The sequence below is a fragment of the Pseudomonas sp. KH_046_1 genome (assembly GCF_057839025.1).
The window spans coordinates 6,067,592-6,090,788 of the sequence record NZ_CM174481.1 but is presented as its reverse complement, the minus strand read 5'-3'; the positions used below and the strand labels follow the sequence as shown (position 1 = coordinate 6,090,788).

The 23,197-nt window shown below is 58.9% G+C and carries 19 protein-coding genes; 15 read left to right on the top strand and 4 right to left on the bottom strand.

Annotated features, from left to right (window positions below; genetic code table 11):
- Positions 1–111: 111 nt before the first annotated feature.
- Positions 112–1,479 (bottom strand): CYTH domain-containing protein, encoded by a 1,368-nt coding sequence (locus tag AC3IT9_RS27940; protein ID WP_150724973.1) that lies wholly within the window; start codon positions 1,477–1,479, stop codon positions 112–114.
- 157 nt (positions 1,480–1,636) lie between these two features.
- Between AC3IT9_RS27940 and argE the strand changes: the two genes are divergently transcribed.
- Both argE and argA read left to right on the top strand, forming a co-directional pair.
- On the top strand, positions 1,637–2,785 hold the full coding sequence (gene argE, locus AC3IT9_RS27935) for an acetylornithine deacetylase (protein WP_489271470.1): 1,149 nt from the start codon (positions 1,637–1,639) through the stop codon (positions 2,783–2,785).
- Positions 2,786–3,055: 270 nt separating this feature from the next.
- Complete coding sequence (gene argA, locus AC3IT9_RS27930) at positions 3,056–4,354, top strand: amino-acid N-acetyltransferase (RefSeq protein WP_053163667.1); 1,299 nt, start codon at positions 3,056–3,058, stop codon at positions 4,352–4,354.
- A 100-nt stretch (positions 4,355–4,454) separates the two neighbouring features.
- Here the strand turns inward: argA and tauA are convergent, their stop codons facing one another.
- Positions 4,455–5,444 (bottom strand): taurine ABC transporter substrate-binding protein, encoded by a 990-nt coding sequence (tauA, locus tag AC3IT9_RS27925; protein WP_423503724.1) that lies wholly within the window; start codon positions 5,442–5,444, stop codon positions 4,455–4,457.
- A 362-nt stretch (positions 5,445–5,806) separates the two neighbouring features.
- Between tauA and AC3IT9_RS27920 the strand changes: the two genes are divergently transcribed.
- The 9 genes from AC3IT9_RS27920 (at position 5,807) to AC3IT9_RS27880 (ending at position 14,790) form a co-directional block, all read left to right on the top strand.
- Positions 5,807–7,138 carry an OprD family porin gene (locus AC3IT9_RS27920; RefSeq protein ID WP_150724977.1) on the top strand — a complete coding sequence of 444 codons (1,332 nt, stop codon included), beginning with the start codon at positions 5,807–5,809 and terminating at the stop codon, positions 7,136–7,138.
- Positions 7,139–7,550: 412 nt separating this feature from the next.
- Positions 7,551–8,894, top strand: coding sequence for an OprD family porin (locus tag AC3IT9_RS27915; RefSeq protein ID WP_489271469.1), 1,344 nt, complete (start codon positions 7,551–7,553; stop codon positions 8,892–8,894).
- Between the two features lie 291 nt (positions 8,895–9,185).
- Positions 9,186–9,824, top strand: coding sequence for a peroxiredoxin (locus AC3IT9_RS27910; RefSeq protein WP_423503720.1), 639 nt, complete (start codon positions 9,186–9,188; stop codon positions 9,822–9,824).
- A gap of 283 nt (positions 9,825–10,107) precedes the next feature.
- On the top strand, positions 10,108–10,701 hold the full coding sequence (gene ssuE, locus AC3IT9_RS27905; RefSeq protein WP_150755033.1) for an NADPH-dependent FMN reductase: 594 nt from the start codon (positions 10,108–10,110) through the stop codon (positions 10,699–10,701).
- 90 nt (positions 10,702–10,791) lie between these two features.
- Complete coding sequence (locus AC3IT9_RS27900) at positions 10,792–11,772, top strand: sulfonate ABC transporter substrate-binding protein (RefSeq protein WP_489271468.1); 981 nt, start codon at positions 10,792–10,794, stop codon at positions 11,770–11,772.
- Positions 11,773–11,797: 25 nt separating this feature from the next.
- Positions 11,798–12,946, top strand: coding sequence for an FMNH2-dependent alkanesulfonate monooxygenase (gene ssuD / locus AC3IT9_RS27895; RefSeq protein WP_057712845.1), 1,149 nt, complete (start codon positions 11,798–11,800; stop codon positions 12,944–12,946).
- A gap of 9 nt (positions 12,947–12,955) precedes the next feature.
- Positions 12,956–13,738 (top strand): aliphatic sulfonate ABC transporter permease SsuC, encoded by a 783-nt coding sequence (gene ssuC / locus AC3IT9_RS27890; RefSeq protein ID WP_489271467.1) that lies wholly within the window; start codon positions 12,956–12,958, stop codon positions 13,736–13,738.
- Positions 13,735–14,541 (top strand): aliphatic sulfonates ABC transporter ATP-binding protein, encoded by an 807-nt coding sequence (gene ssuB / locus AC3IT9_RS27885; protein WP_489271466.1) that lies wholly within the window; start codon positions 13,735–13,737, stop codon positions 14,539–14,541. Before ssuC ends, ssuB begins: the two co-directional genes overlap by 4 nt.
- 33 nt (positions 14,542–14,574) lie before the next feature.
- Positions 14,575–14,790, top strand: a complete 216-nt coding sequence (locus AC3IT9_RS27880; RefSeq protein ID WP_007967989.1) for a TOBE domain-containing protein — start codon at positions 14,575–14,577, stop codon at positions 14,788–14,790.
- A gap of 192 nt (positions 14,791–14,982) precedes the next feature.
- Here AC3IT9_RS27880 and AC3IT9_RS27875 read toward each other — a convergent pair whose 3' ends face one another.
- The gene (locus tag AC3IT9_RS27875) at positions 14,983–15,615 is read right to left on the bottom strand and encodes a TetR/AcrR family transcriptional regulator (RefSeq protein ID WP_489271465.1); all 633 of its coding nucleotides are present in this window, start codon (positions 15,613–15,615) and stop codon (positions 14,983–14,985) included.
- 155 nt (positions 15,616–15,770) lie between these two features.
- Entirely contained in the window at positions 15,771–17,147 is a 1,377-nt protein-coding gene (locus tag AC3IT9_RS27870) for a glutamine synthetase family protein (protein WP_150716318.1), read from the bottom strand.
- Positions 17,148–17,814: 667 nt separating this feature from the next.
- Between AC3IT9_RS27870 and AC3IT9_RS27865 the strand changes: the two genes are divergently transcribed.
- The 4 genes from AC3IT9_RS27865 (at position 17,815) to AC3IT9_RS27850 (ending at position 23,184) form a co-directional block, all read left to right on the top strand.
- Entirely contained in the window at positions 17,815–19,173 is a 1,359-nt protein-coding gene (locus AC3IT9_RS27865) for a glutamine synthetase family protein (protein WP_150755039.1), read from the top strand.
- A 59-nt stretch (positions 19,174–19,232) separates the two neighbouring features.
- The gene (locus AC3IT9_RS27860; RefSeq protein ID WP_150755040.1) at positions 19,233–20,597 is read left to right on the top strand and encodes an aspartate aminotransferase family protein; all 1,365 of its coding nucleotides are present in this window, start codon (positions 19,233–19,235) and stop codon (positions 20,595–20,597) included.
- A 188-nt stretch (positions 20,598–20,785) separates the two neighbouring features.
- The gene (locus tag AC3IT9_RS27855; RefSeq protein WP_008048745.1) at positions 20,786–21,898 is read left to right on the top strand and encodes a polyamine ABC transporter substrate-binding protein; all 1,113 of its coding nucleotides are present in this window, start codon (positions 20,786–20,788) and stop codon (positions 21,896–21,898) included.
- 188 nt (positions 21,899–22,086) lie between these two features.
- Positions 22,087–23,184: a polyamine ABC transporter substrate-binding protein gene (locus AC3IT9_RS27850; RefSeq protein ID WP_150755041.1), complete on the top strand. Its 1,098-nt coding sequence runs from the start codon at positions 22,087–22,089 to the stop codon at positions 23,182–23,184.
- Positions 23,185–23,197: the final 13 nt, after the last annotated feature.

The window sequence follows — 23,197 nt, the reverse complement described above, 5'->3', positions numbered from 1 at the left end:
AATGTGCTGGCCTCATCGCGAGCAAGCTCGCTCCCACAGTGTTTTGTGTTGGAACACGATGCGTGATCTGACACAGATCCTGTGGGAGCGAGCTTGCTCGCGATGGCACTATTACAGACGCAGCAACATTTTCCAGGCACGGTTCTGATAAACCGCGATTGCCTGCTGCTTGCGCGCATCCAGAACTTCATCGGTGATCGATTCGTTGGCCAGTTGCGCCAGCTTGTTCAGCTCGCCGTAGAGGCGATCCATTTCCGGGATCTCCAGCACGTTACGCGCATGGTGCAGCCAGACCTGGATGCGTTCGATGCGCGGCAGTTGCTCGGCCAGGTCTTCCGGTTGTTGCTGGTAACGTTGCAGTTGCAACGAAGTGGCTTCTTCGCCCAGCAGGCGCGGCAACCAGCTGCCCAGTTGCGCAGCGCCCTGGCGATTGCCACGGGTGTTGCGGTCGGCGGCCCAGGTGCGGGCCAGCAGCCAGCGCGAGGTGGTCAGGGAGAACAGGCCCCAGCGCGGGTCTTCGAGTTCTTCGAGGAACTGCTCGGGCGCGGCTTTGCGCACATCTTCATCTTCGAGGCCGGCCTGGACCAGCGGGCGCCAGTCTTCCAGCAAGGCATCGAGGGCGATACGCAGATCGTGGGTCGACTGACGTGGTGCGGCCTGGCCCAGGCTGCTGATCAGCGCGCGCATTTCCGCGAGGCATTCGACCCAGTCCTGCAACAGGCGCCAGTGACCGTTGAAGCGATACTGCTCGGCCAGACGCTGGCTGCTGCCCAGTAAATGCCAGCTCAGCGCGGCGAACGCGTCGTCCAGCGGCGTTTCGGCGGTGATCTGCGGCGCCGGCAGGCTCAACGAATAGCTGTGGGCGTCGTACAAGCGATAACCGCGCTCGGCCTTGCTGATGTCGCAGGGCATCAGGGCCAGTTTCTCGGCCAGCTCGGCGGCCAGTTCCAGCAGGGCTGCCGGCTCGCCTTCGCGCAGTTCCAGTTCCAGCTCGCAGATTTCTTCTTTCTGCTTGCCGACCACGACATGACCCAGGTCCAGCGCGGCTTCGATGACCACTTTGGTCTTGCCGCGACCCCAGGCGATTTCCGCGCGTTCGCGGACGAAGTCGGTGGTGAAGATCGGCTTCAGGGTCTTCTTGTCGAGCTCGGCCAGTTCCTCGGGCCAGCATTCGCCGTCGAGTTTCTTCAGGTCGAGCTTGGCCTTGGGCAGGGGCCAGTTGAATTCATTACGCTCGGACAAGCCGGCGACGCTCTGGCCACGGGTCTTGAGGGTCTGAATCACTTCGTCGCCATCCTTGCGCAGGCGCAGGGCGACTTTGGCCTGGGCCAGGTCGCGCTCGGGCGTGTCGAAGTACTGATTCATCAACTCACGGCGTTCCCAGCCACTTTTGTTGCGTTTTTTCAGTAACGGGTGCTCGCGCAGGGCGGCGAGGGTTTCGCGGCTGACGCGGAGTTTGATTTCGGTTTCTTTCTGCATGGCCGGAAAATCCAGGATCGGGAGCGCAGCCGGGGGAATGTGTGGCTGCCAAGGTCGTGCAGTGTACAGGACTCAAGGTTAGTACGCGCCGAGACGGTTTATTCCTGTCATCGGTTGGTTCTATGATGGACCTCAATTCGGGTGCCGGGAGTCAGCGATGCCATTGCCGTCGATGAAAGAACAATTCGCAGCGTTGATCGCCGCACCGTCGGTCAGTTGCACACAGCCCAGTCTCGATCAATCCAACCGCCCGGTCATCGATCTGCTGGCGACGTGGCTCGGTGAGCTGGGCTTTACCTGCGAGATCCAACAGGTCAGCCCCGGCAAGTTCAACCTGCTGGCCAGTTTCGGCTCCGGCCCTGGCGGCCTGGTGCTGGCCGGGCACAGCGACACCGTGCCGTTCGACGGCGCGCTGTGGCAAACCGACCCGCTGAAGCTGACTGAAGTCGACGGTCGTTGGGTCGGCCTGGGCAGTTGCGATATGAAGGGTTTTTTCGCCCTGGCCATCGAGGCGGTCAAACCGCTGCTCGATCAGCCGTTCAAACAGCCGTTGCTGATTCTTGCCACCTGCGATGAAGAAAGTTCGATGTCCGGTGCCCGCGCGCTGGCCGAGGCGGGGCGACCGCTGGGGCGGGCGGCGGTGATCGGCGAGCCGACCGGGCTCAAGCCGATCCGCATGCACAAAGGCATCATGATGGAGCGCATCGACATCCTCGGGCAGAGCGGGCATTCCTCGGACCCGCGCCTGGGCCACAGCGCCTTGGAAGCCATGCACGATGCGATCGGTGAACTGCGTGGCCTGCGCCTGTTGTGGCAGCGCGAATTCCGCAATCCACAGTTCGGCGTGCCGACACCAACGATGAATTTCGGCTGCATCCATGGCGGCGACAACCCCAACCGCATCTGCGGCCAGTGTTCGCTGGAGTTTGATCTGCGCCCGTTGCCCGGCATGGACCCCAAGGTCTTGCGTGCAGAGATCCTGCAGAAGCTCAACCCGGTTGCCGAGCGGCATCAGGTGAAGATCACCTACGCGCCGTTGTTCCCCGAAGTGCCGCCCTTCGAACAGGCCGAGGACGCCGAGTTGGTGCGCCTTGCCGAAAAGCTTACCGGTCACAGCGCCGAAGCAGTGGCGTTCGGCACCGAAGCACCTTATCTTCAGCGCCTTGGCTGTGAAACGCTGGTGCTTGGCCCGGGTGATATCGCCTGTGCCCACCAGCCGGGGGAATACCTCGAAATGTCACGTTTGCAGCCTACGGTGCATCTATTAAGGCAACTGATCGAACATTACTGCCTGACAGTCCGCTGACCTGTAGGAGCGAGCTTGCTCGCGAAGGGCGTCAACGATTACGCGATCTTTCTGAATGGACGCGTCGTCCTTGCGTTCATCGCGAGCAAGCTAGCTCCTACACAGGGTCTGTGATTTGCCTGACAAGCTGTATAAATTGCCGGTACCCAAACCCGTATTCATGAGGAGAGCGCGCGTGTCGCCAAGCCTGTTCCGACGATAACCATCAGCCCGCTGTGCGTTTTCAGTTTCGCCCTTTTTTCGGCTGCTATTTATTACAGGCCCAGGTTCATGCCCGAATACGTCAATTGGCTTCGTCACGCTTCGCCTTACATCAACGCCCACCGCGATTGCACCTTTGTCGTCATGCTGCCCGGCGACGGCGTTGAACACCCGAATTTCGGCAATATCGTCCACGACCTGGTGCTGTTGCACAGCCTGGGTGTGCGTCTAGTGCTGGTTCACGGTTCCCGCCCGCAAATCGAAGCGCGCCTCGCGGCCCGTGGCCTGACCCCGCACTACCACCACGGCATGCGCATCACCGATGCCGCGACCCTGGAGTGCGTGATCGACGCGGTTGGCCAGTTGCGCATTGCCATTGAGGCTCGCCTGTCGATGGACATGGCTTCGTCGCCGATGCAGGGCTCGCGCCTGCGGGTAGCCAGCGGTAACCTGGTGACGGCCCGGCCGATCGGCGTGCTTGAAGGCGTCGACTATCACCACACCGGCGAAGTGCGTCGGGTCGACCGCAAGGGCATCAACCGTCTGCTGGACGAGCGCTCCATTGTGTTGCTGTCGCCGTTGGGCTACTCGCCGACCGGGGAGATTTTCAATCTGGCCTGTGAAGACGTCGCTACGCGGGCGGCCATCGAGCTGGGGGCGGACAAGCTGCTGCTGTTTGGAGCCGAACTGGGGTTGATCGACGAAAACGGGCGGCTGGTGCGCGAATTGCGTCCGCAACAGGTGCCGGCGCATTTGCAGCGCCTGGGCAGTAACTATCAGGCGGAACTGTTGGATGCCGCTGCCGAAGCTTGTCGTGGCGGTGTGGCCCGTAGTCATATCGTCAGTTATGCCGAGAACGGTGCACTGCTGACCGAACTGTTCACCCGTGACGGTGGCGGTACGCTGGTGGCGCAGGAGCAGTTCGAAGTGGTGCGCGAAGCGGCCATTGAAGACGTCGGTGGTTTGCTGGATTTGATCAGCCCGCTGGAAGAGCAGGGCATCCTGGTGCGCCGTTCCCGCGAAGTGCTGGAGCGTGAGATTGAGCAGTTCAGTGTGGTTGAGCGCGAAGGCATGATCATCGCCTGCGCGGCGCTGTATCAGATTGCCGATTCGGATACCGGTGAGCTGGCGTGCCTGGCGGTGAATCCGGAATATCGCCATGGCGGTCGCGGTGATGAATTGCTGGAGCGCATCGAGACCCGCGCCCGGGCTCAGGGTTTGAAGACTTTATTCGTCCTTACCACCCGCACCGCTCACTGGTTCCGCGAGCGTGGTTTTGTGCCAAGCAGCGTTGACCGTCTGCCGTCGGCGCGGGCGTCGCTGTACAACTATCAGCGTAATTCGAAGATCTTCGAAAAAGCCCTCTGACCGCGTCGCTTTCATCGCGAGCGAGCTCGCTCCCACAGTTGACCGAGTATCCCTGTGGGAGCGAGCCTGCTCGCGATGGGCGCACAGCAGCCTTCAGCAATTACTCAGTGACAAACTTCGCGCTGACATACGGCGAATAATCCGGCAACACCGTCTCCACCTTCCCTTGCTCCTTCAAGAATTTCGCCGTCTCACCAATGGCCTTGGCCGTGCCGCCATCCAGCAGCGCGGTGCTCTGTTGCGCCTTGGCATCCGGGAAGGCGGAACCGGCCAATAGCTCCGGTACATCGACGGCGTTGGCACCAGTCAGTTTGGCGATTTTCTGGACAGGCACCGAATCAACGGTCCATTGGTCTTTATGGGCGGCGTAGTCAGCGAATGAGTCCAGGGTGACCCTGGCGAATTTCGCCACGACCTCCGGATGTTTTTCGGCGTAATCCTTACGCGCTACCCATACCTCAAAGGTCGGCGCACCCCATTGGCCCACCTGCGCAGCGTCGGTCAGGGTCTTGCCAGTCTTGCGGATTTCCCCCAGGGCGGGCGACCAGACAAACGCGCCATCAATATCACCACGCTTCCAGGCTGCCGCGATTTCCGCCGGCTGCAGGTTCACCACTTTGACTTTCGAACTGTCCAGGCCCCAGTGCTTCAGCGCACCAAGCAGGCTGTAGTGGGAGGTTGAAACGAAAGGTGTAGCGATGGTCTTTCCGATCAGATCTTGCGGTTTTTCGATGCCGCTGCCATTGCGCACCACCAGCGCTTCGGCGGCATTGATCTGGGCCGAGACGATGAACGCGACAATCGGCAGGTTGCGCGAGGCGGCAGCGGCCAGCGGACTGGAGCCGAGATTGCCGATTTGCACATCGCCGGAGGCAATCGCCGTGACCACTTCCGGGCCGCTGTTGAAGCGCCGCCAGTCGATGGGCTGGCCGATGGTTTTTTCATAAAGGCCATCGGCCTGGGGGACTTTGCTGGGGTCGATTCCGGTTTGATAGCCGACGGTGAGGTTCGCCGCCTGGGCGGTGAAAGAAAATGCGAGAGATATACAAACTGTAACAATTGCTCCGGATAGTGCGCGTTTGGTCGTCATGGGGCTGCCTTTCGGTAAGGATTTGTTTCCGAATTGCGTCAGAAACTAATCGATCTAAAAAAGCAAAAATAAATACCGTTTAGGAATTAGCTTATGAGCCGAACCCTCTGTTCTGGGGGATCTGGAAATTGAGCGCTAAATTCCTAAACGGTATTAGAAAAGAAGCGGGTAATTCTTTTCAGGTTCATGACGAATTCATGACCCGGCAGGGACCAAAAAATCGGGGGTTAGACTATGGTCGTAGACACACATGGTTACGATTGACTTGTGGGTCACGGTCTGGCGCTAATCGCGCATCTTAGGATTTCGGGCGACGACTCGAGACCAGGAATACAAGAATTAGAATCGAGAGGAGCTACACAATGAACAAGTCCACCTTGGCTTTGGCCGTGGCCGTTGGGGTTTTGGCGCAGCAGGCAGGCGCCGCAGGTTTCCTGGAGGACAGCAAGGCGTCCATCAGTTCCCGGACCATGTATTACAACAACGATAACCGTGAAGGCGGTGCGGATCAGAAAGAGTCCGCGGAAGGCCTGAAATTCGATTATCTGTCCGGTTTCACCCAAGGTACTGTCGGCTTCGGTATCGACGCCCAGGCACTGCTGGGTATCCACCTGGATGGCGGCAAGGGGCACCATCCGGATGCCAACACCTTTTTCCCAAGCGACACCGATGGTTCGGCCGTACACGAATGGAGCCGTGCGGCGGCCAACGTCAAGGCGCGCTTCTCGAAGACCGAGGCCCACCTGGGTGGCGCTCTGGCACCCAACTTGCCGATTCTGGTCGCGAACGACAGTCGTCTGCTGCCACAGACCTTTGACGGTGGCACCATCACCTCGAAAGAAATCGACAACGTGACCTTCAACGCAGGTCAGTTGGAGCACTCGGCAGGTCGCGCCTCTTCGAACTCCACCGGCTTGGCCGTGGCTGGCGGTACAGAGGACAGCAACAAGTTCTACTACGGTGGTGCTGACTGGAAGGTCACCAAGGACCTGACCCTGCAGTACTACCACTCGAATCTGAAGGACTACTACAAGCAGGACTTCCTTGGCTTGATCCACGTGTTTCCGATCGACGCCAAGCAGTCCTTCAAGACTGATATTCGCTACTTCGACAGCAGCTCCGACGGCAAGAACGGTGATCCGGGTTTCCGTTTCAACAACAACAACGGTTTCGCCAAGACCCCGGGCGAGGTCGATAACAAGACCTGGAGCGCCATGTTCACCTACACCCTGGGTGGCAACGCCTTCCTGGTCGGCCATCAGCGCGTCAACGATGATGGCGGTTTCGTTTTCCTGAACCAGGGCAACGTGGTTGATAGCAATGGCCGTCCGGAAGGGAACGGCGGCGCCAGCTTCTACCTGTTCACCGACGCCATGATCAACGGCTTTGTTCGTGCCGGTGAAAACACCACCTTCGGTCAGTACTCCTATGACTTCGCCGGACTGGGCGTGCCGGGCCTGAAAACTTCGATCGCCTACCTGCATGGCGACAACATCAAGGCTACCAACGGCAGCGGCCCTGATGGGTCCGAGTGGGAGCGCGATATGCGGATCGACTACACCATCCAGCAGGGTGCTCTCAAAGGTTTCGGCGTAACACTGCGTAATGGCGTCTACCGTGGCAGTGAAGTCTCCAACAACCCTGATGTTGACCAGACTCGTCTGATCTTCAACTACACCTACAGCTTCCTGTAACAAGCCTTGTAAAAAAGCCTCGCCTGCTGGCGAGGTTTTTTTTGTCTGTTTTTTAATATTCCATAAAGATCTTTAGTGATTATTTATTATTCTTTTTAGTTTTTAAATATCCCGCTTAAAGTGCGTCTGTCCGACACTCATCCTAGAGCTCGGATTTGGCAGTTTCGTCCCTCGACCAACGATCAGGTTCAGGAATTGGCCTAGCCGCCGATACCTCGGATCTGTCGTGGGAAGTCATATTCCGAGACGATATTAAAAAGCATCAATAAATTCTTTTTGGCTTTAAGGCCATGTATCCTGCGGCCCGCCAAACGACCGGCTCAGACGGTTTGCCGCGAATTTATGCATTCAGGATCCCGGGCAATCGATTCGGGACCAGGAACATCAGAATTAGAAACGAGAGGAGCGAAACATGAACAAGTCCACCTTGGCCATCGCTGTGGCCGTCGGGGTTTTGACCCAGCAGGCAAGCGCCGCGGGTTTTGTCGAAGACAGCAAGGCAACACTGGGGCTGCGTAACTTCTACATCAACACTGATTACCGTGACGGCACTGGTCCGAACAAAAACGAAGAATGGGGCCAAGGCTTCGATCTGCGTTTCATCTCCGGTTACACCCAAGGCACCGTCGGCTTCGGTATCGATGCGATCGGCCTGTTGGGCGTCAAACTGGATTCCGGTGGCGGCACCAACGGCGCGAGCAACAACTCGTACGGCGGCACCGTGTTCCCGAGCAAGTCCAACGGCGAAGCGGTTGATGACTTCTCCAGCCTGGGTTTGACTGCCAAAGCCAAGATCTCCCAGACCGAGCTGAAGCTGGGTACCTTGCAGCCAAAGTTGCCGGTGATCGTGACCAATGACGGTCGTCTGTTGCCGCAAACCTGGCAGGGCGGCCAGCTCGCCTCGAGCGACATCAAGGACCTGACCTTGATCGGCGGTCAGATCGAGCAGGTAAAAGGTCGTAACTCGAGCAACAACGAGCAGTTGTCTATCTCCGGCGCCAACAGCCGATCCGCTACAGGCCGCGACAGCAACAAATTCATTTATGCCGGCGGTGACTACAAGCTCACCAAGGACCTGACGGCCCAGTACTACTACGGCAACCTGGAAGAGTTCTACAAGCAACACTTCCTGGGTCTGGTGCACAACTGGGCCATCGGCCCTGGCGTGTTGAAGTCTGACTTGCGTTACTTCAACAGCTCCGACGACGGTGCCAACGGTCACGACCCTCTGTACTTCACCACTGGCAACTACAGTGGTGCAGCCAATGGCAAAGGCAAGGTCGACAACAACCTGTACAGCGGCCTATTCCTGTACACCGTTGCCGGTCACACCTTTGGTGGTGGTTATCAGGTCAGCAACGGCAGCAGTGACTTCCCTTGGCTGAACCAGGGCGACGGTTCGTCGAACTACACCATCACCGACTCGCAAATCCAGAAGTTCGGCCGTGCCGGCGAGCGTACCTGGCTAGCACGCTACTCCTATGACTTCGCCAAGGTTGGCGTACCTGGCCTGACGGCGGGTCTGGTGTACCTGCACGGCGACAATATCGATACCGTTAACGCTAAGGGTGGCGAGGCGGCCAATGGTGCTTCCGAGTGGGAGCGCGATTTGAGCCTGGCTTACGTCGTTCAGGAAGGTCCGCTGAAAAACCTGGGCCTGGCGTGGAAAAACGCGACCTGGCGCACCGACCTGCCGAACACGCGTTCGCAGGACGAAAACCGCCTGATCGTCAGCTACTCGATCCCGCTGCTGTAATAGCGCTCGCGTAACCGAGACAAAAAAGCCCCGCCCGGTATTGCACCGGGCGGGGCTTTTACACTTTCAAGACGGGTTCACCCCCGTAATCCCGCCTTGAACTTCCCTCTTTGCAGCAACTCAAGGCCTTCTCGAACCTTGGGGGCGATGTTCGGCTGGTTGTACGAGCACGTCCAGTGAACAGATATTTAATATTTCTTTATGATCTAAATAAATCGATATTTATTCTTTTTAATAGATAAAAAACACAGGCACAGTTGAACCCATCAAGCACTCAGAAGGAGCAGCACCATGGGTCTCAGACTTGGCGATATCGCCCCCGATTTCGAACAGAACTCCAGCGCCGGCACCATCCGTTTCCATCAGTGGCTGGGCGATAGCTGGGGCGTGCTGTTTTCCCATCCCGCGGATTTCACACCGGTGTGCACCACGGAATTGGGCTTCACCGCCAGGCTCAAGGATGAGTTCGCAGTGCGCGGCGTCAAGGCCATCGCTTTGTCGGTAGACCCGGTGGAGTCGCACCATAGGTGGATCGAGGACATCAACGAAACCCAGGACACCGTGGTCAACTTTCCGATCCTGGATGACGCCGACCGCAAGGTCTCGGACCTCTACGACCTGATCCATCCCAACGCCAACGACACCCTGACCGTGCGCAGTCTGTTCGTGATCGACCCGAAGAAAAAGGTCCGGCTGACGATTACCTACCCGGCGAGCACCGGCCGCAACTTCAATGAAATCCTGCGGGTGATCGACTCGCTGCAACTCACCGATAACTACAAGGTGGCCACACCGGCCAACTGGCAGGACGGTGATGAGGTGGTGATCGTGCCGTCGCTCAAGGATGAGGATGAAATCAAGCAGCGCTTTCCCAAGGGCTATCGGGCGGTCAAGCCTTACCTGCGCCTGACGCCGCAGCCGAACCGGTGAGCCAGTCTTTTTTGTGGTGTGACTGAAAAGCCTTCGCGAGCAGGCTCGCGAAGGCGATAGTCCAGGCACTACAGACGTCATAGTTAATCCACAAAGCAGGGGATTTTCAGGCCGTTTCGACGGCCTGCTTTTTTGCCTGGAAGAAATCGGATTGCATATTTCTTTAGTGCATAACCAAATGAATAAATATGATTTATGGATATATAAATCAACTGTTAAGGTCACTCCATCGAAGCGAGATCGCAAGCCGCGAATCGCCAACACCGTGCAAGGAATCGTCTGAATGTTGGTTGTCTCACTCGGTGGCAGTCCCAGTCAGCGCTCTCGTTCCGGGGTGCTGCTGGATCGCTCCCAGCGTTGGTTGCAAGGGCAGGGCGTGGAAGTGGTGAGTTATCAGGTGCGGGACTTCCCGGCCGAGGACTTGCTGCACGCACGCTTCGACAGCCCCAAGGTGGTCGACCTGTTGCAACAGATTGAAAACGCCGATGGCCTGCTGATCGCCACACCGGTATACAAGGCATCGTTTTCCGGAGCACTGAAAGTCGTGCTGGATCTGCTGCCCGAACGCGCCTTGAGCCACAAGGTGGTTTTGCCAATGGCCACGGGCGGCAGCATCGCTCACATGCTGGCGGTGGATTACGCGCTCAAGCCGGTGCTGTCGGCATTGAAGGCCCAGGAAATGCTGCAAGGGATTTTCGCCGTCGACAGCCAGATCGCCTACGGCGAAGGCAGCGCCCTGGCGCAATTGGCGCCGGAGCTGGAACAACGACTGAATGAATCGCTGGAGCTGTTTTTCAGCGCCATGGCGCGACGGCCCAAGCCGCTCGACCCGAACCTGTTGAATGATCGCTTGTTGAGTGCTCGCTGGAGCATTTGAGCCTCACCGAAAAATTGAAGTACTGGCCTTACTCGCCCGTCAACGGGCAAGCAGGTGCAGCCAAAACCCAACTGCAAAAAGGAGAGCGCCATGCGCCCTGTCATTTTGCGTCGTGGTCTGGTCGCTCTGTTTGCTGCGGCTGTCACCTTCGGCGCCATTACTCAAGCTCAGGCCGAGACGTTAAGAATCGGCTATCAGAAATACGGCACCCTGGTGCTGCTCAAAGCCAAAGGCACTCTGGAAAAACGCCTCGCCGCCCAAGGCGTGGACGTGCAGTGGACTGAATTCCCCGGTGGCCCGCAACTGCTTGAAGGCCTGAACGTCGGCTCCATCGACTTCGGCGTCACCGGCGAAACGCCTCCGGTGTTTGCCCAGGCAGCGGGTGCCGATTTGCTCTACGTCGCCTATGAACCGCCAGCGCCGCACAGCGAAGCGATCCTGGTGCCGAAGGACTCGGCGATCAAATCGGTAGCAGAGCTCAAGGACAAGAAAGTCGTGCTCAACAAGGGCTCCAACGTGCACTACCTGCTGGTGCGTGCGCTGGAAGACGCCGGCCTCAAATACACCGACATCCAGACCGTATTCCTGCCGCCAGCCGATGCCCGCGCCGCGTTCGAGCGTGGCAGCGTCGACGCCTGGGTGATCTGGGATCCGTACCAGGCCGCCGCCGAACAACAGCTGCAAGCGCGCACCCTGCGCGATGGCCAGGGCATCGTCGACAACCATCAGTTCTACCTGGCAACCAAGCCTTATGCGCAGAAAAATCCCGAGGTGATCAAGACCCTGGTGGAAGAAGTGCGCGCGGTGGGCGAGTGGTCCAGGGCTAACCCGCAAGAGGTGACCCAACAGGTTTCACCGCTGCTCGGCCTGCCAGCAGACATCACCCTGACTTCGGTGAAACGCCAGGGCTATGGCGCGCTGTTCCTCACCCCGGCAGTGGTCGCCGCACAGCAGAAAATCGCCGACAGCTTCTACCAGCTCAAGCTGATTCCCAAGCAGTTGAGCATCAAAGACGTGATCTGGACGCCGCCGGCTGCCGTTGCCCAAAGCTCAGTAACCAAAGCCCAATAAATCGACTCCCCAAGGAGACCACTCCATGAGCCTCAATATTTTCTGGTTCCTGCCTACCCACGGCGACGGCCATTACCTTGGTACCGCCGAAGGCGCACGCGCCGTCGATCACGGCTACCTGCAGCAAGTCGCACAGGCAGCGGATCGCCTGGGTTTTGGCGGGGTGCTGATCCCCACCGGTCGCTCTTGCGAAGACTCGTGGCTGGTGGCGGCATCGCTGATTCCGGTGACCCAGCGCTTGAAGTTCCTTGTCGCCCTGCGCCCCGGGATCATTTCCCCGACGGTGGCGGCGCGTCAGGCCGCGACCCTGGATCGACTGTCCGGTGGGCGTGCATTGTTCAACCTGGTGACGGGCGGTGATCCGGAAGAGTTGGCGGGCGATGGTCTGTTCCTCAGCCACGAAGAACGCTATCAGGCCTCGGTGGAATTCACCCGCATCTGGCGCCGGGTGCTGGAAGGTGAAACCGTCGATTACGACGGTCAGCACATCAGCGTGAAGGGGGCGAAATTGCTCTATCCACCGATCCAGCAACCGCGTCCGCCGCTGTACTTCGGTGGTTCCTCGGAAGCCGCACAGGATCTGGCCGCCGAACAGGTGGAAATGGTCCTGACCTGGGGCGAGCCACCGGCCGCGGTCGCGGAAAAAATCGAGCAGGTCCGAGCCAAGGCCGCGAAGCTCGGGCGCACCGTGCGCTTCGGCATTCGCCTGCATGTGATCGTGCGCGAAACCAACGATGAAGCATGGAAAGCCGCGGATCGGCTGATCTCCCATCTCGACAATGAGACTATCGCTCGTGCCCAGGCTTCCCTGGCGCGTTTCGATTCGGTCGGTCAGCAACGCATGGCCGCATTGCATGGCGGCAACCGCGACAATCTGGAGGTCAGCCCTAACCTGTGGGCCGGCGTCGGTCTGGTGCGCGGCGGTGCCGGTACGGCGCTGGTGGGCGATGGTCCGACCGTGGCCGCCCGCGTGAAGGAGTACGCGGACCTGGGCATCGATACCTTCATCTTCTCCGGTTATCCACACCTGGAAGAGTCGTACCGGGTGGCCGAGTTGCTGTTCCCGCACCTCGATGTCGAGCGTCCCGAGTTGCCGAAAAGTGCCGGTTATGTCAGCCCGTTCGGTGAGATGGTCGCCAACGACATTCTGCCCAAAGCCGCATCCCAGAGCTGAGGCGCGGTCATGAAGAAAATCATCCACAGCCTTGCGCCCTGGGCGTTGCCGGTGTTGTTGCTGGCGGTGTGGCAGTTGAGTGTGTCGGCGGGTTGGCTGTCGACACGGATCCTGCCGGCACCCATCGCCGTGATCGAGGCCGGCGTGAGCCTGGTACGCAGTGGCGAAATCTGGGCGCACCTGGCAATCAGTGGCTGGCGTGCAGCGCTGGGCTTCACCATCGGTGGTGGCATCGGCTTGACGCTTGGCTTCATCACCGGCCTGTCGAAGTGGGGCGAACGCCTGCTCGACAGTTCGGTGCAGATGGTCCGTAACGTGCCGCACCTGGCGCTGATTCCACTGGTGATCCTGTGGTTCGGCATCGACGAGTCAGCGAAGATTTTCCTGGTGGCGCTGGGCACGTTGTTCCCGATTTACCTCAACACCTATCACGGCATCCGCAACGTCGACCCGGCGCTGGTGGAGATGGCGCGCAGCTATGGCCTGAGCGGTTTCAGCCTGTTCTGGCAGGTGATTCTGCCGGGGGCACTGCCTTCGATTCTGGTCGGCGTGCGCTTCGCCCTGGGCTTCATGTGGCTGACGTTGATCGTGGCGGAAACCATTTCCGCGAGTTCCGGCATCGGCTATCTGGCAATGAATGCCCGGGAGTTCTTGCAGACCGACGTGGTGGTGCTGGCGATTCTGTTGTACGCGGTGCTCGGCAAACTGGCCGACCTCGCGGCCCGTGGGCTTGAGCGAGTGTGGCTGCGCTGGCACCCGGCGTATCAGGTTGCCAAGGGAGGTGCGGCATGATCGCGGAACAACCTCCACGCCTGCTGCGCGGCATTCCGCTGGCGGTGCGCAAGCTGCAAAAAACCTTTGGCTCGCGGCAGGTGCTGCGCGAGATCGACCTGCACATTCCGGCGGGCCAGTTTGTTGCCGTGGTCGGTCGCAGTGGCTGTGGCAAAAGTACCTTGCTGCGCTTGCTCGCCGGTCTCGATCAGCCAACTGGCGGTGAGTTGCTCGCCGGTGCCGCGTCATTGAGTGACGCGCGGGAAGACACGCGGCTGATGTTCCAGGAAGCGCGTTTGCTGCCGTGGAAAAAGATCATCGACAACGTCGGTCTGGGCCTCAGGGGCAGCTGGCGGCCGCAAGCACTTGAAGCTCTGGAAGCGGTGGGTCTGGCGGATCGTGCCAACGAGTGGCCAGCGGCGCTGTCCGGTGGACAGAAGCAACGCGTGGCTTTGGCGCGTGCGTTGATTCACCAACCGCGCCTGCTGTTGCTCGACGAACCCTTGGGCGCGCTGGATGCCCTGACCCGAATTGAAATGCAGCAGCTGATCGAACGGCTCTGGCAACAGCACGGCTTCACGGTGTTGCTGGTGACCCATGACGTCAGTGAGGCCGTGGCGATTGCCGATCGGGTGATCCTGATCGAAGACGGCGAAGTCGGCCTCGACCTGCACGTGGAACTGCCGCGCCCCCGGGTACGCGGTTCCCATCGGCTGGCGGCGCTGGAAACCGAAGTGCTCAATCGCGTGCTGGCGCTGCCCGGCCAACCGCCGGAACCGGAACCTGTTTCACCCTTGCCTACGCAATTGCGCTGGGCTCAATAACTCAAGTATTACCCAACGACAGGAATCAACATCATGACGATCAAGGCCATCAACGTTCGCAACCAGTTCAAAGGCTCCATCAAGGAAATCGTCCTCGGCGACGTGCTCTCGGAAATCGACGTGCAAACCGCTTCCGGCATCGTCACTTCGGTGATCACCACACGCTCGGTGAAAGAGCTGGAACTGGCGGTCGGCAGTGAAGTGATCGCGTTTGTGAAATCCACCGAGGTATCGATCGCCAAGTTGTAAGGCGCATGCGCAAACAACAACCCCGAAGGGTTTGAGCCCTTCGGGGTTTTTTGTGTGTGCTTGTCTTGAACTGAGCGGTGCGGCCATCGCGAGCAAGCTCGCTCCCACAGGGTTATTTGTCGTTCACGGAATCTGATTTCACTGAAGATCCTTGTGGGAGCGGGCTTGCCCGCGATGAGGCCAGTGAGCGCGCTAGAGCTTCCGCTTGGGCAGATACGGTGGCAAATACAACCCCACATAAGCATCAAACACCCGCATCCCTTCCTCGGCCATGCGCGGCGTAATCTGCCCGTGTTGCTGCACCGAGCGCGCATACACCCGGTCGCCCAGTTCCATGGCCAGGGCGAACACATCGACATCACTCGGCAATGTCGGCAGCTCGAAGTGATGGTCGAACAGCTTGTGCATCAGGTCGCCGAGTTCGATGTCGTGCTGGCGGTCGGCCTGGGTGACTTCGGTCAGGCCGTGCTGGGCCAGAATGAGTTGGCGGGCGGCGGCGTCCTCGGCGTAGATGTCGAGCATGCGTTGTTCCACCAGTCGCGAAAGGTCGCGCCAGCCATTCAAGGCGAGGTGATCGATGGGGGCTTGCAGGCAGGCGCGGAAGGCCGCATGGACGTCGGCGGTCAAGGCTTCGAGCAACGCCGGCACGCTGGCGAAGAAGTGGTAGACCGAGGAGGGCGGAATCTCTGCGCGCTCGGCGACGCTGTAGATCGACAGGCTGGCCACGCCCTCGGCAGCCAGCAGCGTGCGGGCCGCATCGAGTATCGAATCGATTCGGGCCTGGCTGCGTGCGCGGGGTTTGCGGGGGGTGGCTACGCGTGTCATTGGAGTCTCCTGCGGGGCAGCGGGCATTGTACGAGCCGGGTTGTGTGTTGTCTTCTCGGCCGCCTTCGCGAGCCTGCTCGCGATCCGCCGCAGGCGGCCATAAAAAAACGCCGCAGGCTGTGAGGCCGGCGGCGTTTCTTCACTACTGCAACCGCTTACACGGTATGCAGGTACCAGTTGTACTCGAGGTCGGAGATGGAGTGTTCGAACTCCTCCAGTTCGCTCTCTTTACAGGCCACGAAGATATCGATGTATTTCGGATCGATGTACTTGGCCATGACTTCGCTGTCGTCCAGTTCGCGCAGGGCATCACGCAGGTTGTTCGGCAGACTCTGCTCGTTCTGCTCGTAGCTGTTGCCTTCAACCGGGTCGCCAGGCTCGATCTTGTTGACCAGGCCGTGGTGCACGCCTGCCAGGACCGAAGCCATCAGTAGATACGGGTTGGCATCGGCGCCGGCTACACGATGCTCGATGCGCACGGCGTCGGAGGAACCGGTCGGTACGCGAATCGCCACAGTGCGGTTATCCAGGCCCCAGCACGGCGAGTTCGGCACGTAGAACTGTGCGCCGAAACGGCGATACGAGTTGACGTTCGGGCAGAGGAAAGCCATCTGCGCCGGTAGGGTCTCGAGCACACCGCCGATCGCGTGACGCAGTGCGGCGTTCTGCTCGGGATCCTCACTGGCAAAAATATTCTTGCCGTCTTTGTCGAGAATCGAGATGTGGACGTGCAGACCATTACCCGCCTGGCCTGGGTAAGGCTTGGCCATGAAGGTGGTGTCCATTTCATGGTCGTAGGCGATGTTCTTGATCAGGCGCTTGAGCAGGACCGCGTAGTCGCAGGCCTTGATCGGGTCAGCCACGTGGTGCAGGTTCACTTCGAACTGCGCCGGGGCACTTTCCTTGACGATGGCGTCGGCCGGAATGCCTTGCTCCTTGGCACCTTCCAGAATGTCCTGGAGGCAGTCGACGTATTCGTCGAGGTCGTCGATCAGGTAGACCTGAGTCGAGTGCGGACGTTTGCCGGAAACCGGCGAGCGAGGTGGTTGCGGACGACCGTTCACGTTCTCCTGGTCGATCAGGTAGAACTCCAGTTCGAACGCGGCGCAGATAGTCAGGCCCATTTCGTCGAACTTGCGTACCACATTGGCCAGCACTTCACGCGGGTCGGCGAAGAATGGCTCGCCTTCGAGTTCGTGCATGGTCATCAGCAGTTGCGCGGTCGGGCGCTTCTGCCATGGCTCGTTGCATAGGGTATCGGGGATTGGATAGCAGATTCGGTCAGCATCACCGATGTCCAGGCCCAGGCCGGTGCTTTCCACCGTCGAGCCATTGATATCCAGAGCAAATAAAGAGGCCGGCAGGTTGATGCCTTTCTCGTAAACCTTGTGGAGGCTGGTGCGTTCAATGCGCTTGCCGCGCACCACACCATTCATATCCGCAATCAGAAGGTCAACGTACAGAACCTCAGGATGTTCCTTAAGGAACGCGTTCGCTTCGTTAAGCTGAACGGCACGCGGGGGTACCGACATGATGCAACACCTTTGTTGTTAAAAATATCAATCATTGATCTTTTCAGATTCCAGTCAACCCGAACGGCATGCCGAAGTCAAGCGAGGCCTTTTTTGCCCTAAAAAAGCGCCCGTGTGGCTTTTTTGAGGCACTTTGGGGCGTTTTTATGCCTTTGGCCTCTATGGCGCCCGCAGGCTTGAGCGGGCCGTGTTGTATTTTTTACGGGGGTGTTGTGTAAAAAAATGAACAAGGCTAAGCTCGAATCAAACCCATAACAGCAATAATACCGGGGTGCTTCATGTCTCGCCTGCCGATAATCGGCGTCACCGACTGCTCAAGACAGGTCGGTCGGCATGTTTATCACATCAGTGATGACACGTCCGTCCGTTCCGTGGCCTCAGCGGTTCTGGTGATCCTCCCATCCGTGACGGTTCGACCGTCCCCGTCCGATATTCTGGACGGTTGCGATGGCACCCCCATTACGGTTACTCCATTCAATATAGAACCGATTCACAATAGCGGCCTGACCATCGTTCAGGGCACCGCTCGCGATTCTGCACGCCCGGCCTCCGCAGCCGTGTCGGCAAGCACGATAATTTGCCGCGCAAACGCTCTACAACGCGACGCCGATGCGTCAAACAACGCCTGACCTTAAAAAGGCCAGACAACTCAAGCCTAGAGGCATTTATGAGTAACAACCTCGACCAGCTCACCGATTGGTTGAAAAACCACAAGATCACAGAAGTCGAATGCATGATCGCCGACTTGACCGGGATTACCCGGGGCAAGATTTCGCCGACCAACAAATTCATCGCCGAAAAAGGCATGCGCCTGCCAGAAAGCGTGCTGTTGCAGACCGTGACCGGCGATTACGTCGAAGACGACATCTATTACGAACTGCTCGACCCGGCCGACATCGACATGATCTGCCGTCCCGACCAGAGCGCGGTGTACCTGGTGCCGTGGGCCATCGAGCCGACCGCCATCGTCATCCACGATACCTACGACAAGCAAGGCAACCCGATCGAGCTGTCGCCACGCAACGTGCTCAAGAAAGTCCTGAAACTCTATACCGACAAAGGCTGGCAGCCGATCGTGGCGCCAGAAATGGAGTTTTACCTGACCAAGCGCAGTGACGACCCTGACTACCCGTTGCAGCCGCCGATCGGCCGCTCCGGTCGCCCGGAAACCGGTCGCCAGTCGTTCTCCATTGAAGCGGCGAACGAATTCGATCCGCTGTTCGAAGACGTCTACGACTGGTGCGAACTGCAGGACCTGGACCTCGATACGCTGATCCACGAGGACGGCACGGCGCAGATGGAAATCAACTTCCGTCACGGCGATGCCCTGTCCCTGGCCGACCAGATCCTGGTGTTCAAGCGCACCATGCGCGAAGCCGCGCTCAAGCACGACGTGGCCGCGACCTTCATGGCCAAGCCGATGACCGGCGAGCCGGGCAGCGCCATGCACTTGCACCAGAGCATCATCGACATCGAGACCGGCAAGAACATCTTCTCTAATGAAGACGGGACCATGAGCCAGTTGTTCCTGCACCACATCGGTGGCTTGCAGAAACTCATTCCCGAGCTGTTGCCGCTGTTCGCACCCAACGTCAACTCGTTCCGCCGCTTCCTGCCGGATACCTCGGCGCCGGTGAACGTGGAGTGGGGCGAAGAGAACCGCACCGTGGGCCTGCGGGTGCCGGATGCGGGGCCGCAAAACCGTCGGGTGGAAAACCGCCTGCCGGGCGCCGATGCCAACCCCTACCTGGCAATTGCTGCGAGCCTGCTCTGCGGTTACATCGGCATGGTCGAAGGCCTGAACCCGAGTGCGCCGGTGGTGGGGCGTGGCTATGAACGCCGCAACCTGCGCCTGCCGCTGACCATCGAAGACGCGCTGGAGCGTATGGAACACAGCGCGACCATAGAGCGGTACCTGGGCAAAAATTTCATCACTGGCTACGTTGCGGTCAAGCGAGCCGAGCATGAAAACTTCAAGCGCGTGATCAGTTCGTGGGAAAGGGAATTCCTGCTCTTTGCCGTCTGATACGCCGGGCGCCACCGCTGTCTGGTGGCGCTTTCACCTGATTTTTTTAGGAGATTCGTATGACCAGCAACAATCCGCAAACCCGTGAATGGCAAATCCTGAGCAATGACCACCACCTGGCTCCGTTCAGCGACTTCAAGCAGCTGAAAGAGAAAGGCCCGCGGATCATCACCAACGCCAAGGGTGTTTACCTCTGGGACAGCGAAGGCAACAAGATCCTCGACGGCATGGCCGGCCTGTGGTGTGTAGCGATTGGTTATGGTCGCGATGAACTGGCCGATGCCGCCAGCAAACAGATGCGCGAACTGCCTTACTACAACCTGTTCTTCCAGACCGCGCACCCGCCGGTACTGGAGCTGGCCAAGGCTATCGCCGACATCGCGCCAGAAGGCATGAACCATGTGTTCTTCACCGGTTCCGGCTCCGAAGGCAACGACACCATGCTGCGTATGGTTCGTCACTACTGGGCGATCAAGGGCCAGCCGAAAAAGAAAGTCATCATCAGCCGCAAGAACGGCTATCACGGTTCCACCGTGGCCGGCGCGAGCCTGGGTGGCATGACGTACATGCACGAACAGGGCGACTTGCCGATCCCGGGCATCGTTCACATTGCCCAGCCGTACTGGTTCGCCGAAGGCGGCGACATGACCCCGGAAGAGTTCGGTATCTGGGCGGCCAACCAGCTGGAAGAAAAGATTCTGGAAGTCGGCGTCGACAACGTCGGTGCCTTTATTGCCGAGCCGATCCAGGGCGCCGGTGGCGTGATCATTCCGCCAGAGACCTACTGGCCGCGCATCAAGGAAATCCTCGCCAAGTACGACATCCTGTTCGTGGCTGACGAAGTGATTTGCGGTTTCGGTCGTACCGGTGAGTGGTTCGGTGCCGATTTCTACGACCTCAAGCCAGACATGATGACCATCGCCAAGGGCCTGACCTCGGGCTACATCCCGATGGGCGGCCTGATCGTGCGTGATGAAGTGGTGGACGTGCTCAACGAGGGCGGCGACTTCAACCACGGCTTCACTTACTCCGGTCACCCGGTAGCTGCTGCGGTAGCGCTGGAAAACATCCGCATCATGCGCGACGAGAAGATTATCGAGCGCGTTCATGCAGAAACGGCACCGTATTTGCAAAAGCGTCTGCGGGAACTGAACGATCACCCGCTGGTGGGTGAAGTTCGTGGGGTGGGTCTGTTGGGGGCCATCGAACTGGTCCAGGACAAGGCCACGCGCAAGCGTTACGAAGGCAAGGGCGTCGGCATGATCTGCCGTCAGTTCTGCTTCGATAACGGCCTGATCATGCGCGCCGTCGGCGACACCATGATCATCGCTCCGCCACTGGTGATTACACCGGCGGAAATCGATGAGTTGGTGACCAAGGCTCGCAAGTGTCTTGACCTGACCCTGAGTGCATTGCAGGGCTAAGTGCTAGGCTCTGAGCGGAAGTCCAAAGTTCTGCATATGAAGTAGGAACTTTCGCTCAGAACTGTCAGAAAGCGTGGCCGTTTCCTTGAAAGACCGATGTGGATCTTGCCAGACTAGCCGCGGTTCCAGTTGCCCAGGTTCGGCCGCTGAACAAGTGGTTCAAAAAAGAAAAATTTGGAGCATTACGCATGAAGGCACTAGGTAAAAAGCTCGCTGGCAAGACTCTGCTTGCCATGTCCGTGATGGGTTTGATGGCCGGCGCGGTTCAGGCCGATGACAAAGTACTGCACGTGTACAACTGGTCCGACTACATCGCACCGGACACCGTCAAGAAGTTTGAAGACGAGTCGGGCATCAAGGTTGTCTATGACGTCTTCGACAGCAACGAAACTCTGGAAGCCAAGTTGCTGGCAGGCAAGTCCGGTTACGACATCGTTGTACCGTCGAACAACTTCCTGGCCAAGCAGATCAAGGCTGGCGTCTACCAGAAGCTGGACAAGTCCAAGCTGCCTAACTGGAAGAACCTGAACACCGACCTGCTCAAGGCAGTTTCCGTGAGCGACCCGGGCAACGAGCACGCCTTCCCGTACATGTGGGGTTCGATCGGTATCGGCTTCAACCCCGAGAAGGTCAAGGCTGCGCTGGGTGCCGATGCGCCGACCAACTCCTGGGACCTGCTGTTCAAACCTGAAAACGCCGCGAAGTTGAAGTCGTGCGGTATCAGTTTCCTCGATTCGCCAACCGAGATGATTCCGGTGGCGTTGCACTACCTGGGCTATCCAACCGACAGCCAGGACAAGAAACAACTGGCCGAAGCCGAAGCGCTGTTCCTGAAAATCCGTCCTTCGGTAGGTTACTTCCACTCGTCCAAGTACATCTCCGACCTGGCCAACGGCAACATCTGCGTGGCCGTGGGTTACTCGGGTGACATTTACCAGGCCAAGTCCCGCGCGGAAGAAGCCGGTGACAAGGTGAAAGTCAGCTACAACATTCCCAAAGAAGGTGCCGGCAGCTTCTACGACATGGTCGCCATCCCTAAAGATGCCGAAAACGTCGAAGGCGCCTACAAGTTCATGACCTTCCTGCAGAAGCCGGAAATCATGGCTGAAATCACCAACGCCGTGCGTTTCCCGAACGGTAACGCGGCTGCAACTGCGTTGGTCGATAAAGACATCACCAGCGACCCGGGCGTTTACCCACCGGCGGACGTGCTGGCCAAGCTTTACGCGATTGCCGACTTGCCGGCCGCGACCCAGCGGATCATGACCCGCAGCTGGACCAAGATCAAATCCGGTAAATAAGCCGGTTTGATGCAACAACCTGTTGCCACCACCCGCGCGGTGGCGGCAACAGGTTGAATTAAATGACAGAAAGTTTTGCTGGAACGGTTTTTCGAGGGTAAGTTGCGCGCCGGTTTTGTTGCCGGGCAACCACGGTTGTCATGTAGCGCGGGGCAACTTGGGCCCAACTAATTTCAGAGGACCTCCACTTGCCTATTTTTTCTTTGTTGCGCAATGCCATGCTGGTGGGCGCCGGATTGACGCTGGCTGTCAGTGTCCAGGCCGCCGGTACTGTGCATATTTATAACTGGTCGGACTACATCGGCGAGAACACCCTGGCCGATTTCCAGAAAGAGACCGGTATCAAGCCGGTTTATGACGTCTTCGATTCCAACGAAACCCTGGAAGGTAAATTGCTGGCCGGACGTACCGGCTACGACGTGGTCGTGCCGTCGAACCACTTCCTCGGCAAACAGATCAAGGCCGGGGCATTCCAGAAGCTCGACAAGTCGCAGCTGCCGAACTATTCGAACCTCGACCCGGTGCTGCTCAAGCGTCTGGAGCAGAACGATCCGGGCAACCTGTACGCCGTGCCGTACCTGTGGGGCACCAACGGCATCGGTTACAACGTCGACAAGGTCAAGGCTGTGCTGGGTGTCGATACGATTGATTCGTGGGGCGTGCTGTTCGAGCCGGAGAACATCAAGAAGCTGCAAAGCTGTGGCGTCGCGTTCCTCGATTCCGCCGATGAGATGATGCCGACAGTGCTCAACTACATGGGCCTGAACGCCAACAGCACCGATCCCAAGGACTACGAAAAGGCCACCGCCAAGTTGCTCGCAGTGCGGCCTTACGTGACCTACTTCCACTCCTCCAAGTACATCGCGGATCTGGCCAACGGCGACATCTGCGTGGCGATCGGTTTCTCCGGCGACATCTTCCAGGCCAAGAACCGCGCCGAAGAAGCCAAGAAAGGCGTGAACATCGCCTACTCGATTCCGAAAGAGGGCGGTGCACTCTGGTTCGACATGCTGGCGATTCCGAAGGACTCGGCCAACGTCAAGCAGGCCAACGCTTTCATCAATTATTTACTGAAGCCTGAGGTGATTGCCCAGGTCAGCGATTACGTCGGCTATGCCAACCCTAACCCCGGGTCGGACAAACTGATGGAACAGTCCATTCGCACCGACGAAGCGGTTTATCCACCGCAAGCGGTGCTCGACAAGACCTACGTGTCGGTCGAGTTGCCGCCGAACATTCAACGTTTGATGACCCGCAGCTGGACCAAGGTCAAGTCGGGTAAATAGCTTCAAGGCTCAA

Excerpts from the sequence above, each read along its gene's own strand:
- argA (WP_053163667.1), top strand. The coding sequence starts at position 3,056 with ATGCCCGAATACGTCAATTGGCTTCGTCACGCTTCGCCTTACATCAAC.
- AC3IT9_RS27875 (WP_489271465.1), bottom strand. The coding sequence starts at position 15,615 with ATGACACGCGTAGCCACCCCCCGCAAACCCCGCGCACGCAGCCAGGCC.
- ssuB (WP_489271466.1), top strand. The coding sequence starts at position 13,735 with ATGATCGCGGAACAACCTCCACGCCTGCTGCGCGGCATTCCGCTGGCG.
- AC3IT9_RS27940 (WP_150724973.1), bottom strand. The coding sequence starts at position 1,479 with ATGCAGAAAGAAACCGAAATCAAACTCCGCGTCAGCCGCGAAACCCTC.
- ssuE (WP_150755033.1), top strand. The coding sequence starts at position 10,108 with ATGTTGGTTGTCTCACTCGGTGGCAGTCCCAGTCAGCGCTCTCGTTCC.
- AC3IT9_RS27860 (WP_150755040.1), top strand. The coding sequence starts at position 19,233 with ATGACCAGCAACAATCCGCAAACCCGTGAATGGCAAATCCTGAGCAAT.
- AC3IT9_RS27880 (WP_007967989.1), top strand. The coding sequence starts at position 14,575 with ATGACGATCAAGGCCATCAACGTTCGCAACCAGTTCAAAGGCTCCATC.
- AC3IT9_RS27870 (WP_150716318.1), bottom strand. The coding sequence starts at position 17,147 with ATGTCGGTACCCCCGCGTGCCGTTCAGCTTAACGAAGCGAACGCGTTC.
- AC3IT9_RS27855 (WP_008048745.1), top strand. The coding sequence starts at position 20,786 with ATGAAGGCACTAGGTAAAAAGCTCGCTGGCAAGACTCTGCTTGCCATG.
- AC3IT9_RS27865 (WP_150755039.1), top strand. The coding sequence starts at position 17,815 with ATGAGTAACAACCTCGACCAGCTCACCGATTGGTTGAAAAACCACAAG.
- ssuC (WP_489271467.1), top strand. The coding sequence starts at position 12,956 with ATGAAGAAAATCATCCACAGCCTTGCGCCCTGGGCGTTGCCGGTGTTG.
- ssuD (WP_057712845.1), top strand. The coding sequence starts at position 11,798 with ATGAGCCTCAATATTTTCTGGTTCCTGCCTACCCACGGCGACGGCCAT.
- AC3IT9_RS27910 (WP_423503720.1), top strand. The coding sequence starts at position 9,186 with ATGGGTCTCAGACTTGGCGATATCGCCCCCGATTTCGAACAGAACTCC.
- AC3IT9_RS27900 (WP_489271468.1), top strand. The coding sequence starts at position 10,792 with ATGCGCCCTGTCATTTTGCGTCGTGGTCTGGTCGCTCTGTTTGCTGCG.
- argE (WP_489271470.1), top strand. The coding sequence starts at position 1,637 with ATGCCATTGCCGTCGATGAAAGAACAATTCGCAGCGTTGATCGCCGCA.
- tauA (WP_423503724.1), bottom strand. The coding sequence starts at position 5,444 with ATGACGACCAAACGCGCACTATCCGGAGCAATTGTTACAGTTTGTATA.
- AC3IT9_RS27920 (WP_150724977.1), top strand. The coding sequence starts at position 5,807 with ATGAACAAGTCCACCTTGGCTTTGGCCGTGGCCGTTGGGGTTTTGGCG.
- AC3IT9_RS27915 (WP_489271469.1), top strand. The coding sequence starts at position 7,551 with ATGAACAAGTCCACCTTGGCCATCGCTGTGGCCGTCGGGGTTTTGACC.